Annotated in this window: 10 protein-coding genes; 5 read left to right on the top strand and 5 right to left on the bottom strand. The window is 39.3% G+C overall.

Annotated elements, in window-relative coordinates; all coding sequences use genetic code 11:
* Positions 1–25: 25 nt before the first annotated feature.
* From GUU89_RS10615 to GUU89_RS10625, 3 genes are read right to left on the bottom strand one after another with little or no spacing between them, the layout of a single operon-like run.
* Positions 26–1636: a M1 family metallopeptidase gene (locus tag GUU89_RS10615; protein ID WP_162127883.1), complete on the bottom strand. Its 1611-nt coding sequence runs from the start codon at positions 1634–1636 to the stop codon at positions 26–28.
* Between the two features lie 45 nt (positions 1637–1681).
* Positions 1682–3331 carry an RluA family pseudouridine synthase gene (locus tag GUU89_RS10620; RefSeq protein ID WP_162127884.1) on the bottom strand — a complete coding sequence of 550 codons (1650 nt, stop codon included), beginning with the start codon at positions 3329–3331 and terminating at the stop codon, positions 1682–1684.
* 5 nt (positions 3332–3336) lie between these two features.
* The gene (locus tag GUU89_RS10625; RefSeq protein ID WP_162127885.1) at positions 3337–4965 is read right to left on the bottom strand and encodes an acyl-CoA carboxylase subunit beta; all 1629 of its coding nucleotides are present in this window, start codon (positions 4963–4965) and stop codon (positions 3337–3339) included.
* Positions 4966–5594: 629 nt separating this feature from the next.
* Between GUU89_RS10625 and GUU89_RS10630 the strand changes: the two genes are divergently transcribed.
* The 4 genes from GUU89_RS10630 (at position 5595) to GUU89_RS10645 (ending at position 9828) form a co-directional block, all read left to right on the top strand.
* Positions 5595–6239: a DUF47 domain-containing protein gene (locus GUU89_RS10630; RefSeq protein WP_162127886.1), complete on the top strand. Its 645-nt coding sequence runs from the start codon at positions 5595–5597 to the stop codon at positions 6237–6239.
* Positions 6240–6260: 21 nt separating this feature from the next.
* Entirely contained in the window at positions 6261–7580 is a 1320-nt protein-coding gene (locus GUU89_RS10635) for an inorganic phosphate transporter (protein WP_162127887.1), read from the top strand.
* Between the two features lie 148 nt (positions 7581–7728).
* The gene (locus GUU89_RS10640) at positions 7729–8952 is read left to right on the top strand and encodes a porin (protein ID WP_162127888.1); all 1224 of its coding nucleotides are present in this window, start codon (positions 7729–7731) and stop codon (positions 8950–8952) included.
* Positions 8953–9060: 108 nt separating this feature from the next.
* Positions 9061–9828, top strand: a complete 768-nt coding sequence (locus tag GUU89_RS10645) for a dienelactone hydrolase family protein (RefSeq protein WP_162127889.1) — start codon at positions 9061–9063, stop codon at positions 9826–9828.
* 229 nt (positions 9829–10057) lie between these two features.
* Here GUU89_RS10645 and lpxD read toward each other — a convergent pair whose 3' ends face one another.
* Positions 10058–11056: a UDP-3-O-(3-hydroxymyristoyl)glucosamine N-acyltransferase gene (gene lpxD / locus GUU89_RS10650; RefSeq protein WP_162127890.1), complete on the bottom strand. Its 999-nt coding sequence runs from the start codon at positions 11054–11056 to the stop codon at positions 10058–10060.
* Positions 11057–11141: 85 nt separating this feature from the next.
* A protein-coding gene (gene prfB, locus GUU89_RS10655) for a peptide chain release factor 2 (protein WP_162127891.1) occupies positions 11142–12237 on the bottom strand; the annotation gives its coding sequence in 2 pieces (ribosomal slippage) (positions 11142–12173 and positions 12175–12237; 1095 coding nt in all).
* 72 nt (positions 12238–12309) lie between these two features.
* Between prfB and GUU89_RS10660 the strand changes: the two genes are divergently transcribed.
* Positions 12310–13335, top strand: coding sequence for a threonine aldolase family protein (locus GUU89_RS10660; RefSeq protein WP_162127892.1), 1026 nt, complete (start codon positions 12310–12312; stop codon positions 13333–13335).
* Positions 13336–13341 lie beyond the last annotated feature (6 nt).

Here is a 13341-nt window from a genome sequence, read left to right on the forward strand (position 1 = left end):
TTGAGCTTAAAAAGTTAGCAACCGTTTAATTAACATTAATAAAAAAATCATTGGTCAACACTTCTACTTCTGAAAGGTTGGTTACTTTGTATTTAGAAGTTTTCCAACTTGTGGTAGGTTGGATTCTGATTTTTTCGCCCTTTATTTTAATATCAACCGGCATGTCAAAATCTTCGACCATGGCTATCCATTGGTATTCCAATCGGTTTTTGTTAATGCGATATTCCAATCTCGGAATGGTTCCGTAACGCAAATATTGATTAAAGACTTTGGTTAAATCCATTCCCGTTTCGGTGTTGAAAAAGGCAATAGCTGTTGACCCGTCAATGATTTGATGACGGTAGGTTTCAGCATATTTCAAAAGTATTTTCCACCATTTGTCATCATCATTAAGTAAATGACGAATTGTATTGAGCATCAACGCTCCTTTAGAATACATATCGCCCGAACCTTCATGATTCACACCATATTTTCCAAGGATAGGTCCATCATTATTAACAGTTTTTTTTAATCCGTTGACATAGATTTGCCCTTCGTTGTACCCATATTGACACTCCACATATACCGCTTCACTGTATGTGGTAAAACTTTCGTGCAGCCACATATCGGCTATATCTTTGGCTGTGATACTGTTGCCGAACCATTCGTGTCCGCTTTCATGCACAATAATATAATCGAAATTCATTCCGATTCCGGTTTCAGAACGATCGTGTCCTAAATAACCTTTCAGGTACATATTGCCATAGGCTATAGCGCTTTGATGTTCCATACCTAAATATGGCGTTTCCACTAGTTTGTATCCGTCTTCAGCAAATGGATAGGTGCCAAATTTAGACTGAAAACAATCCAACATTGGTTTTACTCCTTCAAATTGCTTTTTGGCTCTTTCTTCGTTGTCACGCAAAACATAATAATCTAAGTCCAGCCCTTTGTAATTGTCATGAAAATGCACGAAATCGGCAATAGTTACATTGATATCATAACTGTTAATCGGATTTTTAACTTCCCAATCCCACCGAGTATATCCATTAGATAGGTCTTCGGAGCCTAACAGTTTTCCGTTAGAAACGGCTGTTAAACCGGTAGGCGCAGCAATTTTCATAGTGGCTCCAAAATCAGGTTCATCGCTTTGAGAATCTTTGCAAGGAAACCATAAGCTGGCTCCGGTGCCTTGACAGGCTACACCAACCCAAGGTTTTTTTTGAATATCTGTAGCAAAAACAAAACCACCATCCCAAGGCGCACGCTTAGCGATTATAGGTTTTCCCGAATAATAGAAGCGAATCTTTTGCTCAGCACCGGCAGTTAGTTTTTCAACGAAATCAAGAAAAACGGCATTAAATTCTCTTTTGTAACGTACTTTTTTGGTATTGCAAATAATGGAATCAATCTGCATGTTTTTAAACAGATCCAATTGTATTTTAGCCGTATTGTCAACTACTTTGAAAGTAATGTCATTATATCCGGTAATTGATTTATCGTCCGGGTTGATTTTGATGTTTAAGTCATAACGCAGTACATCATAACAAGTGCGCTCCGGGCGCAAACCGCCTTGCAACGAATCTTTTCTGGTAAATTGTGCCCAAAGCGATTGAAAACTAATTAAAGCAAAACTAAAAATCAATATTTTTTTCATGTTACCCAAATTGTTTGCGGATTAGTAGTTGGTTTAAAGGTTTTGTTACTCAAAGTCAGCCGCCACGGTAATCGTCATCATTTCTTTCGAGATAGGATGTTGAAAGGTAATACTTTCGGCATGCAAATGCAACCGATTAGCTTTTGTTCCATACAAATCATCGCCAACGATAGGAGCGTTTAAACCCGATGGATGTGCGGCATGAACCCTCAATTGATGCGTTCTGCCTGTTATAGGATAGAAATGAATTAACGTTTGATTGGGTTTTCTTGTAATTACTTCCCATTTTGTCTGAGCCGGTTTGCCATAGTCATAACAAACCAATTGATTAGGACGGTTGTCTAAATCAACTCGCAAGGGTAAATCGATTAGGCCTTTGTCTTCTTTTATGTAGCCATCTAATAAGGCGATGTAGCACTTTTGAACTTGTCGTTTGATGAATTGGGATTGCAGTTTTTTGTGGACTTCGGCTGTTTTGGCGATAAGCAACAAACCGGAAGTCGACATATCCAAACGATGCACCACTAAAGGGCCGGTGGCTTGCTGATATCGTTCTTTCATTCGGCTATAAACAGAATCTTTCACTTGCTTTCCGGGAACCGAAAGAAATTCTGAAGGCTTATTGACCAAAGCCAAATACTCATCTTCAAAAACAATGGTTAATTCTTTTCCTTCCGCCGGATTGACTTTAAAAGGATTGTCATCCATAAGAATGTCTTTCAGCATGTGTGCCAAAATGGGTTCACACTTTCCGGTACAGGCCGGGTAGAATTGCTCGTGTTTTCGGACTTCAGATTTTGGGGATTGTCCCCACCAAAACTCCGCCATGGTTATGGGTTTCAAATCGTGTTGAAAAGCATAATGCAACAACTTGGGTGCGGCACATTCTCCTGCTCCCGCCGGTGGATTTCCGTTAAATATTTCCCCTAAACTTTTCAACTCATTGTACTGATTTAAGAAGGCGTATTCCTCAAATAATTGTTGTTGTAAAGCAGCCGATTTTTGACGACGGCTTTCTTTGAGTTGGTTGATTTTGGTGGTAAATTCTTCTGCTTTTTTTTCTGCTTCCTCAATTTTGTATTGCCAATATTGAGTCATTTTTTTGAGCAAAATCCCTTCTTCCTGACTTTCTTTATTGAGGGTTTCTAAGTCGATAGCAGAGGTTGGATTCTTTCTGATTTCGGCACGAGTTTTTTTACCTGATTTTATTTTTATTTTTTGTTCAAAAATTTCTTTTTCAGCTTGTTGTGTGACTTTTTGCAAATTATCAATTGAAGCTAAATAATCGGTCGAATTCTCTAAAATTTCAATGTCGCGATTAAGCTGATTGATGTTGATTTCCTCTTTTTTAAAGAAACCATCGTGGTCTAGCATGTCAAATACCGTAGGCACAAATAAAGGCCAATGATTTTGTTCAGCCAATTTTCCGGAAAAGGCCCATAAATAGCCTAATTCCCCTTGTTGATTTTGCACTACCAATACGCCAAACATTTTTCCGATTACAAGGCCTTGCTGACTTTCATTTAAACCAAAATTGTGCTCAAAATCGGTTTGTGATTTCAGGTAGTCTTGTAGTTCCTTAGCGGCAATGAGGCTCAACGGATGCGGCTCGTAATAAAACGGAAAAGTGAATTTCTCAGGCATGGGAATGCTCGAGATGTTTTGTTGGAACTTTTGAAATAAAGTTTTAGGCATTGTATCTAAACCTGTATCACTCCCAAATTAAATTTCTTTTCAATAGGAGCATGGTTGGCGGCTTCGATTCCCATGGAAATCCAAGTTCGTGTTTCTAACGGATCAATGATGGCGTCTGTCCATAATCTTGCTGCGGCGTAATAAGGAGACACCTGGGCATCGTAACGCGCTTTAATTTTATCAAACAGTTCTTGTTCTTTTTTCTCGTCAATGACTTCTCCTTTGGCTTTTAGCGAAGAGGCTTCGATTTGTGCTAATACTTTTGCGGCTTGTGTTCCGCCCATTACCGCTAATTCGGCACTTGGCCAGGCAAAGATTAATCGAGGGTCGTAGGCTTTGCCACACATGGCGTAGTTGCCGGCACCGTAGCTGTTTCCTACTATTACAGTGAATTTTGGCACAACCGAATTGGAAACGGCATTTACCATTTTGGCACCGTCTTTAATAATACCACCGTGTTCTGATTTAGAGCCTACCATAAATCCGGTAACGTCTTGCATGAAAACTAACGGAATTTTCTTTTGGTTGCAATTGGCAATAAAACGCGTGGCTTTATCCGCAGAATCAGAATAGATTACGCCACCAAACTGTATTTCGCCTTTTTTGGTTTTGGAAACTGTTCTTTGATTGGCCACAATTCCTACTGCCCAACCGTCAATGCGGGCGTAGCAAGTGATAATGGATTTCCCGTAATCAGGCTTGTACATGTCCATTTCGGAGTTGTCAACCAAGCGTTTGATGATTTCCATCATATCGTATTGGTCGCTGCGTGATTTTGGTAGTATGCCGTAAATATCTTTTTCTTCTAAAGTCGGTTTTTGAGGAGTTTCTCTGTTGAAACCTGCTTTGTCATAATCGCCAATTTTCCCGACTATGCTTTTGATTCGGTCTAAAGCGTCTTTATCGTCTTTGGCTTTATAATCGGTTACCCCTGAGATTTCGCAGTGGGTTGTCGCTCCGCCCAGGGTTTCGTTATCAATGTTTTCACCGATAGCTGCTTTTACCAAATAGCTTCCGGCCAAGAAGATGCTTCCCGTTTTGTCTACTATCATGGCTTCATCGCTCATGATGGGAAGATAAGCACCACCGGCAACGCAACTGCCCATGACAGCAGCGATTTGAGTAATGCCCATGCTGCTCATCACCGCATTGTTTCGGAAGATACGTCCGAAGTGTTCTTTATCGGGGAAGATTTCATCCTGCATTGGGAGATACACTCCGGCTGAATCGACCAGGTATATTATAGGTAATCTATTTTCTATGGCTATTTCTTGGGCACGTAAGTTCTTTTTTCCGGTGATGGGGAACCAAGCTCCGGCTTTTACGGTGGCGTCATTGGCCACGACGATGCATTGTTTTCCTTTGATGTAGCCTATTTTTACCACCACACCGCCTGATGGACACCCACCGTGTTCGGCATACATACCATCGCCGACAAAGGCACCGATTTCGATGCTTTTGGCTTTTGGGTCGAGTAGGTAATCGATGCGTTCGCGGGCGGTCATTTTGCCCTCTGAATGCAGTTTTTCAATGCGTTTTTGACCTCCGCCTAATTTTACTTTGGCGAAATGCTGTTTTAAATCGGATAGTAAGAGTTTGTTGTGGTCTTCGTTTTTATTGAAGTTGATGTCCATGGCTAGAATTGTGCTTTATTGGGTGTTGTTTTAGTATATGTTAACTGTTAAACGAACTAAAGTTCGTGTACCTGAAGCCCACTGGGCTTCCTCCTCTTAATATCAAATGTGCGCTAAAATACGAAAACGTTTTCAAAATTTGAAAGTAAATGTGTTGAGATTAACGGCCGCATTTTTTGCGCCTATTCGGTTTTACTGAGGTAGTACTTGTTATTACTTTAGGTTGTGCCAAGCTGACTAGGCAATGTCCCGAACTGACTAAGCAATGCGCCGAGCTGACTAGGCAATGTTGCGAACTGACTAGATTATGTTCCGAGTTGACTAAGCAATGTTCTGAACTGACTAAGCAATGTACCGAACTTTTTGGTTAGGTGTCTTTGTTTGGGTAGTTTTTATTTTTTCCTGAAGACCACCCAACGTACTTTTTAGCCCCGATGGGAGCGAGCTACCGTGTAGCGCGGACAGCGGGACAGCACGTACTGATAAAGTTTTGAGTGGTGCTCTTGAAGTTGGAAAAGGCGTTTGGGCGAATGTTAAGAAATTGTAAACACAAACAGGTTATTGCATGGATAAGTTAATATTGAGTTAACATAATATAAATACCTTTGCAGCATCAAAAAATCAATAAAATGTCTTTAAACAGTATTTTCCAGTTTTTAGTTCCTAAGGATAAAAAATTCTTTCCTTTATTTGAGCAAGCCTCAGCCAATTTAATTCTGTTAGCCGAAACCCTGCACGAAGCGGTAAACGCTCCGAAATCGGAAAGAGAAGAATATTACAGAAAAGTGGAAGAGCTTGAAGCTACCATAGAAGAGATAACGCATAAAACGCACTTAGAATTGAGTCGTAACTTTATCACGCCGTTTGACCGTGAGGATATTCACTCGTTAATCAAAGCGATTGATAACGTGGCGGATAACATGCATGGTGCTGCCAGTAGAATGCGTTTGTACCAAATTGAGAAAATCACCAAATCGATTCGTAAATTGACGGAAATCAACTTAGAAGCTTGTCAATTGATTGGTGTTGGAATTAAAGAATTGAAAGATTTGAAGAATCCGAAAGCGATTAAAGATACTTGTAAAAAAATCAACAAATTGGAAAGCAAAGCCGATTCGGTTTTTGACAAAGCCGTTGCGGATATTTTTGAAAACGAGACCGATGCTAAAAACATTATCAAATATAAAGAAGTATTGTCTGCCTTGGAAATGGCTTCTGATAAATGTAAAAGTGTGTCTAACGTAATGGAGCAAATCTCTGTTAAACACTCATAAATTATAACCAATTAGGAAATTATGACATTACTAATTGTAATTATAGTTCTGGCCCTGATATTTGACTATATCAATGGTTTTCACGATGCGGCTAACTCTATTGCTACGATTGTTGCCACTAAAGTATTAACGCCATTTCAAGCGGTAGTTTGGGCGGCTTTTTTTAACTTTTTGGCTTATTGGGTATTTGGATTTGGAGTAGCTGATACGGTAGCTAAGACGGCTAATACTGCCAGCATTGACTTGGTGGTTATTTTGGCCGGGATTATTGCCGCTATTATTTGGAATTTATTCACTTGGTGGAAAGGAATTCCGTCCTCATCCTCACACACTTTGATTGGTGGTTTTGCAGGAGCAGCCATTGCTCATGGTTTTCGCGGAGTTACCGATGCGGAGCATTTTGGGTTTAAAATCGTAAACTGGTACAAAGCTGCTAAAGAAGGAGAATTGTTGCCTTCGGGAGTTTTTATAGTGATTTTATTTATTGTATTTGCGCCTTTATTGGGGATGATCATTTCGTATTTCATTTCGCTTTGGCTGATGTATTCTTCTAAAAAGAATGTTTATCCTAAAATCTTTACCGTAGTTTTAATGGCATTGGTTTTTTGGTTTATGTCGACCGTAATGGTAGGCTACGAGGATATTAAAAAGCCAAGATTTGAAAGTGAGTTATGGAGCGTACTCTTTGAGCCGGCGAATATAAAATGGTTCTTGGTAGCTATTATATTTTACAGTTTAGCCATATTTAATTTGTTCTTCAGTAGTTTTTCTACCGCCAAAGCAGAGAAGATTTTAAGAAAAATGCAGTTGTTATCTTCGGCCGCTTTCAGTTTGGGCCATGGTGGAAACGACTCGCAAAAGGTTATGGGTATCATTGCTGCTGCGGTAGCGGTGTTTTTGAAAACTCATCCGCATTTTAATATGTCTGACGGCTGGTTGGATTTGAATGTGATTTTGCCGGACGAAGACAAAGGTATTAAATCGAATATGCCGGGCTGGATTCCGTTAACGTGTTATACGGTAATTGCCTTGGGAACTTTAAGTGGTGGTTGGAAAATTGTCAAAACGATGGGTTCTAAAATCACGAAAGTAACAGCTTTTGAAGGCGTTGTGGCTGAATCTGCCGGAGCATTGACGTTATTTACTACAGAGCATTTTAAGATTCCGGTATCAACTACCCATACCATTACGGGTTCTATTATTGGAGTAGGGGTAACTAAAAGAATCTCTGCCGTTAGATGGGGTGTAACCGTTAAGCTTTTATGGGCTTGGATATTGACCATTCCGGTTTCCGCTGTTTTGGCTGCGTTGACCTATTATTTCTTGAAATTATTTTTATAATCTTTTTATACTCAGAAAAGCCAACCGTTATCGTTGGCTTTTTTTATAAGCTATTTTTAATTGTTAAAAAATCATTTGCTAATCATTACTTAATCGTTAAACCAAAACGAACACTAACTACGACAAACAACAAACAACAACACTACACATGAAAAAATCTTTACAATTACTGTTGCTGCTTTGCACAGCAACCATTTATTCTCAAATAACGATTGAGCAAACCAAGCATGATAATGACATAAAGTTATCGGCGCTTCCTTACTACAGTTACGGAAAGGGAATTGGTATGACTTCGCCGGATAGTTTATTTCAATTAAATATTCGTTTTCGTTTGCAAAACCGAGTTACCTATATTAAGAACGAAGACGAAAGAGGAGCTTATGACGGGCAGATTCGTAGGTTGCGCTTGCGTTTTGACGGTTATGTAGGAAATCCTAAATTCTTGTATGCCATTCAATTATCGTTTGCACCCGGCGATGTAGGCGAAGTTAAAGAAGGAGAGAATATTAATATTATTCGAGATGCGGTAGTTTTTTATCGTCCTAACAAGCATTGGAATATTAGTTTCGGACAAACCAAATTACCGGGAAACCGTCAACGCGTGAATTCATCCGGAGGCTTGCAACTAACAGACAGAACCATCAACAATGCAAAGTTTACTATTGACCGTGATTTTGGTTTTCAAGTTCATCAAATGAATGAATACAAGGATAAGTTTTCGTATAATTTTAAAACGGCAGTTTCTACAGGTGAAGGTAGAAATGTAACCGGAAAGGCCGATGATGGGGTAGCCTTTACAGGTAAAGTAGAAGTATTGCCTTTTGGTGCTTTTGCCAAAGACGGGACTTATTTTGAAGGCGATGTGCTTCGCGAGAAAAAGCCTAAGTTGATGCTTTCAGGAGCTTTTCAACAGAACAACAGAGCTCGAAGAACTCAGGGTCAGTTAGGTAACGATTTGTTTGAACCCAAGACTATGAAATCAGTGCTGTTGGATGCTATGTTTAAATACAATGGTTGGGCCGCTATGATGAGTTATATGTCAAGAACCACTACTGAAAATGCTGTTGCTATTAACCCTTTAGATAGTACCGAAAGCAATTATGTGTTTGTGGGTAATGGTTTTGATTATCAATTGAGTTATAATTTACGTTCTAATTATGAACTCATTGGTAGGTATTCGATACAAAAAATAGGGCATGATATCAGAACGTTAACGCCCAATACAAAAGAATACAGCTTTGGAGTTACCAAATACATTTGGGAACATACTTTTAAAATGCAAACCGAAGTTACTTTTGATGAATTGGATTATTTCAATGGGACTTCAAAGAAAAACTGGTACTTACGTTTTCAAGTAGAAATCGGAATTTGATATTCTTCTTTATAAATTTTAAGCGGCTTAACGGTCGCTTTTTTATTTTTATAATTAACAATTGTTTTCACCAATAGTTCTTAAATTTATAAGCTAAAAACAATTCTTATGAAAACTAAAATTTTACTATTAGTGGTGGTGTTGCAAAGTGCGGTAACCGCTTTTTCACAAGGTAAAGAGGTAACCTATCGTGATGGTGAGCAAGCTTTGAGCGGTATTAGTGTTAGCCCGAAGAAATCGCTTGAGAGCAAACCGGGGATTTTAATTCTTCCTGCGTGGATGGGCATTGATGATCATGCTAAAGATACCGCTGCCAGACTGGCTGCCATGGGGTATACGACATTTGTTGCCGATATTTATGGGGCTGGCAAGCGTCCGAAAAACTACAGCGAAGCCGGAGAAAAAGCCGGATACTTCAAAAAGAATATCAAAGAATACCATATCCGAATTAAGTTGGCTTTAGACCAATTGGTTAAACAAGGAGCTAATCCGGATAACATTGTGGTTTTGGGTTATTGTTTTGGTGGTACCGGAGCTATTGAAGCTGCCAGAACCAATATGAAAGTAAAAGGAGTGGTATCATTTCACGGAGGATTAGGCAGAGATGTTACTAGAGATATTGATAAAATTGCGTCCAAAGTATTGGTGCTTCACGGAGCCGATGATCCTTATGAATCAGCACAAGAGATAGCTGCTTTTCAGGAAGAAATGCGAAGAGCTGAAGCCGATTGGCAAATGGTTTATTATGCCAAAGCCGTACATTCTTTTACCGATAAAAATGCTGGAAACGATAATTCAAAAGGAGCGGCTTACAACGAATTGGCAGACAAACGTTCTTGGGAAGCCCTGTTAGCTTTTTTGAAAGAGACCTTATAACACAATTATTATTTAGTAATGCAAAAGCCCAAAACAGTATACTGCTTTGGGCTTTTGCTTAGGTATATAAAATACAAAAGTCGATCTGGAGCGATCGACTATTGCGGTGAGGTGTAACTTCCTTTCGGAATCCTCGGTGCAAATATAGGTTTTAATTATGAGTTATGAATTATGAATTATGAGTTATTTTAAAAAAAATTAAACTTGCATTTCAACTCATAACTCATAACTATTTGTTTGAGTCTCTTACTAATCTTTTTAGAATGGCCCATTGTTTTAAGGCATCACGAGCATCTATAGCCGGATAACCTAATACCGTTTTACCGGCTTCAATATCACACGCCACTCCAGAACCGGCACCTACAATGGCTCCGTCTCCAATTGAAGTGTGGTCTTTTATCGAAGCACTTCCGCCTATAATCACCCCATTGCCTAAAGTTACTGAACCGGCTAAACCGGAATTTCCTGCCATAATACAGAATTTACCCAATTTAGAATTATGTCCGATTTGAACTAAATTATCAATTTTACAGCCATCGCCCAAAACGGTAGAGCTGAATTTACCTCGGTCTACACAAGAATTGGCGCCAATTTCGACTCCGTTCCCCAAAATTACATTTCCGATTTGCGGGATTTTGACCAAGCCTTTTTCCGGACAAGGGCGGAATCCGAATCCGTCTGCTCCGATGGTGCAATTGGGATGTAAAATACAATACATTCCGATATGACAACGTTCCCGAATTACAGTGCCTGACCAAATGATGGTATGTTTTCCGATGGTGCATTCATCAAGAATAGTAACATTGGGATAAATAGTAACATTTTCGCCAATAACAACATTAGGACCTACATAACAATTGGCGCCTATTTTAACTCCGTTTCCGAGAGAAACACTATCGTCAATAACAGCCGTTGGATGGATATCAACATGGAAAACTGGTGGAGACGGTGCAAAGAGGTTCAACACTTGCGACATGGCCAAATCCGCATTTTTTACTTTGATAAAAGCACGATTATTTCCGGGTTCAATACCAATATCTTGATTCACCACCGCAGCACAAGCTTTGGAAGTTTCCCAGTATTTTTCATATTTTTTGTTACCAATAAAAGAAATTTCGGTTTCAGTAGCGGTTTCTAATTGCTCGGGAGCTGTTATTTTTTGCGTAATACTGCCAACAATTTCGCCGCCTAAGATGTCGTTAATTTCCTGAATGGTGTATGTGTTCATAGTAGTTTTGATTTGGAATAAGTTCTCAAATAAATGAAAATGGATTTTAATATCCTAATATTTCCAACCTGAAAAATGGAATTGATTATTCCTCTTTTTGTCCCATCATCATCAGATAGGCTTTTAAAAAGGCATCAATATTTCCGTTCATGACACTGTCAACATCGCTGGTTTCATAACCTGTTCGAACATCTTTGACCAATTTATAAGGTTGCATCACATAGTTACGGATTTGCGAACCCCATTCGATTTTCATTTTACCGGCTTCTATATCGGCGCGTTGTTCTTGTTGCTTTTTTAATTCAATTTCGTACAATTGAGAACGAAGCATTTGCATAGCTCGTTGTCGGTTGTCTTGCTGTGAACGTGTTTCAGAACATTGAATTTGAATTCCGGTAGGTTTGTGAACCAATTGTACTTTGGTTTCTACTTTGTTTACATTCTGACCACCGGCACCACTGGAGCGGGAAGTAGTAATTTCAATATCGGCCGGATTGATATCAATCTCGATACTGTCATCTACCAGCGGATATACATAAACAGAAGCAAAAGAAGTATGACGCTTGGCATTGCTGTCAAACGGAGAGATGCGCACTAAACGATGTACACCGTTTTCACCTTTTAAGTATCCGAAAGAATAATCGCCTTCAAATTCTAAGGTCACTGTTTTAATACCGGCAACCTCGCCTTCCTGGAAATTCAATTCTTTGATTTTATACCCTTCTTTTTCGCCCCACATCATATACATACGCATCAGCATAGAGGCCCAGTCGCAACTCTCAGTACCACCGGCACCGGCAGTAATTTGCAGCACGGCACTCAAACTGTCACCTTCATCCGAAAGCATGTTTCGGAATTCAAGGTTTTCTATATGAGTATTAGTGAGCTCGTATTGATTATCGAGTTCTTCTTCGGTGGCATCACCTTCTTTGAAAAATTCGTAGATAATTTGAAGCTCTTCCGCCATGGCATTGCCTTTTTCGAAATCTTCGACCCATTTTTTCTTGGAACGGAGGTTTTTTACAATGACTTCAGCTTCTTTGGCGTTATTCCAAAAGTTAGGCGCGAAGGTTTTTTCTTCTTCGTTGGTAATTTCTATAAGTTTGGCATCAATGTCAAAGATACCTCCTCAACGCACCAAGGCGTTCTACAATACCTTTAATTTGTTCGGTATTTGTCATAAATAATGTAGTTTTGTAGTCGCAAATGTAGGGACAAGTCACGACTTGTCCCTACATAAAAATAAATTTTTTATGGAAATTAATTTAATCAGTGATACCGTAACCAAACCTTCTCCGGAAATGTTACAAGCCATGTTCAATGCCAAAGTGGGTGATGATGTGTTTAAACAAGATCCTACCGTGAATGCTTTTGAAAGAATGGTAGCCGATTTGTTTGGTAAAGAAGCCGCCTTATTTTTTCCTTCGGGCACTATGGCTAATCAAACAGCGATTAAGTTGAATACCAATCCGGGAGACCAAATTATTTGTGATAAATGGTCGCACATTCACCTTTATGAAGCCGGTGGCGCTTCGTTTAACAGTGGTGTAAATTTCAACTTGCTTGATGGAAACAGAGGAATGATTACTGCCGAGCAGGTTAAAGGAGGGATTAATGATCCGGAGTTTTATCATGCGCCTTTATCTAAAATGGTTAGTATTGAAAACACGACCAATAAAGGAGGCGGAGCTTGTTACGATATTGAAGAATTAAAAAAGATTAGACAAGTTTGTACCGATAACAACTTAAAATACCATTTGGATGGTGCCCGATTGTGGAATGCCATCGTGACAAAAAAGCAACATCCGAAACAGTTTGGAGAATTGTTTGACACCATATCAGTTTGTTTTTCTAAAGGATTGGGAGCACCTATTGGTTCAGTTTTGATTTCAGATAAAGAAACGATGCATAAAGCGCTGCGGATTCGAAAGATATTTGGAGGCAATTTACGCCAGTCAGGCTATTTGGCGGCAGCCGGAATTTATGCATTGCAAAACAACATCAACCGATTGGAAGATGACCATAGAAGAGCCAAAGAATTAGGAGCTGTTTTAGAACGATTGCCTTGGGTTGAAAAAGTGGAACCTGCTGAAACCAATATTTTGATTTTTACTGTGAAAGCACCAATAGATGAAAAAACAGTGATTGAAAAATTCAAGACGAAAGGCATTCTAATTAGTTCAATGGGGCAAGGTAAATTACGTATAGTAACTCACTTGGATTACCGTCAGGTCATGCATGATTATGTTTTGGAGGCTTTGGAGAAAATGACTTTTTGATATAAA

It is taken from the genome of Flavobacterium phycosphaerae (genome assembly GCF_010119235.1).
GTDB classification, from domain to species: domain Bacteria; phylum Bacteroidota; class Bacteroidia; order Flavobacteriales; family Flavobacteriaceae; genus Flavobacterium; species Flavobacterium phycosphaerae.

What these genes read in the sequence shown, in the direction of transcription:
- GUU89_RS10615 (WP_162127883.1), bottom strand. Translation starts at nt 1,636, where the DNA reads ATGAAAAAAATATTGATTTTTAGTTTTGCTTTAATTAGTTTTCAATCG.
- GUU89_RS10620 (WP_162127884.1), bottom strand. Translation starts at nt 3,331, where the DNA reads ATGCCTAAAACTTTATTTCAAAAGTTCCAACAAAACATCTCGAGCATT.
- GUU89_RS10625 (WP_162127885.1), bottom strand. Translation starts at nt 4,965, where the DNA reads ATGGACATCAACTTCAATAAAAACGAAGACCACAACAAACTCTTACTA.
- GUU89_RS10630 (WP_162127886.1), top strand. Translation starts at nt 5,595, where the DNA reads ATGTCTTTAAACAGTATTTTCCAGTTTTTAGTTCCTAAGGATAAAAAA.
- GUU89_RS10635 (WP_162127887.1), top strand. Translation starts at nt 6,261, where the DNA reads ATGACATTACTAATTGTAATTATAGTTCTGGCCCTGATATTTGACTAT.
- GUU89_RS10640 (WP_162127888.1), top strand. Translation starts at nt 7,729, where the DNA reads ATGAAAAAATCTTTACAATTACTGTTGCTGCTTTGCACAGCAACCATT.
- GUU89_RS10645 (WP_162127889.1), top strand. Translation starts at nt 9,061, where the DNA reads ATGAAAACTAAAATTTTACTATTAGTGGTGGTGTTGCAAAGTGCGGTA.
- lpxD (WP_162127890.1), bottom strand. Translation starts at nt 11,056, where the DNA reads ATGAACACATACACCATTCAGGAAATTAACGACATCTTAGGCGGCGAA.
- GUU89_RS10660 (WP_162127892.1), top strand. Translation starts at nt 12,310, where the DNA reads ATGGAAATTAATTTAATCAGTGATACCGTAACCAAACCTTCTCCGGAA.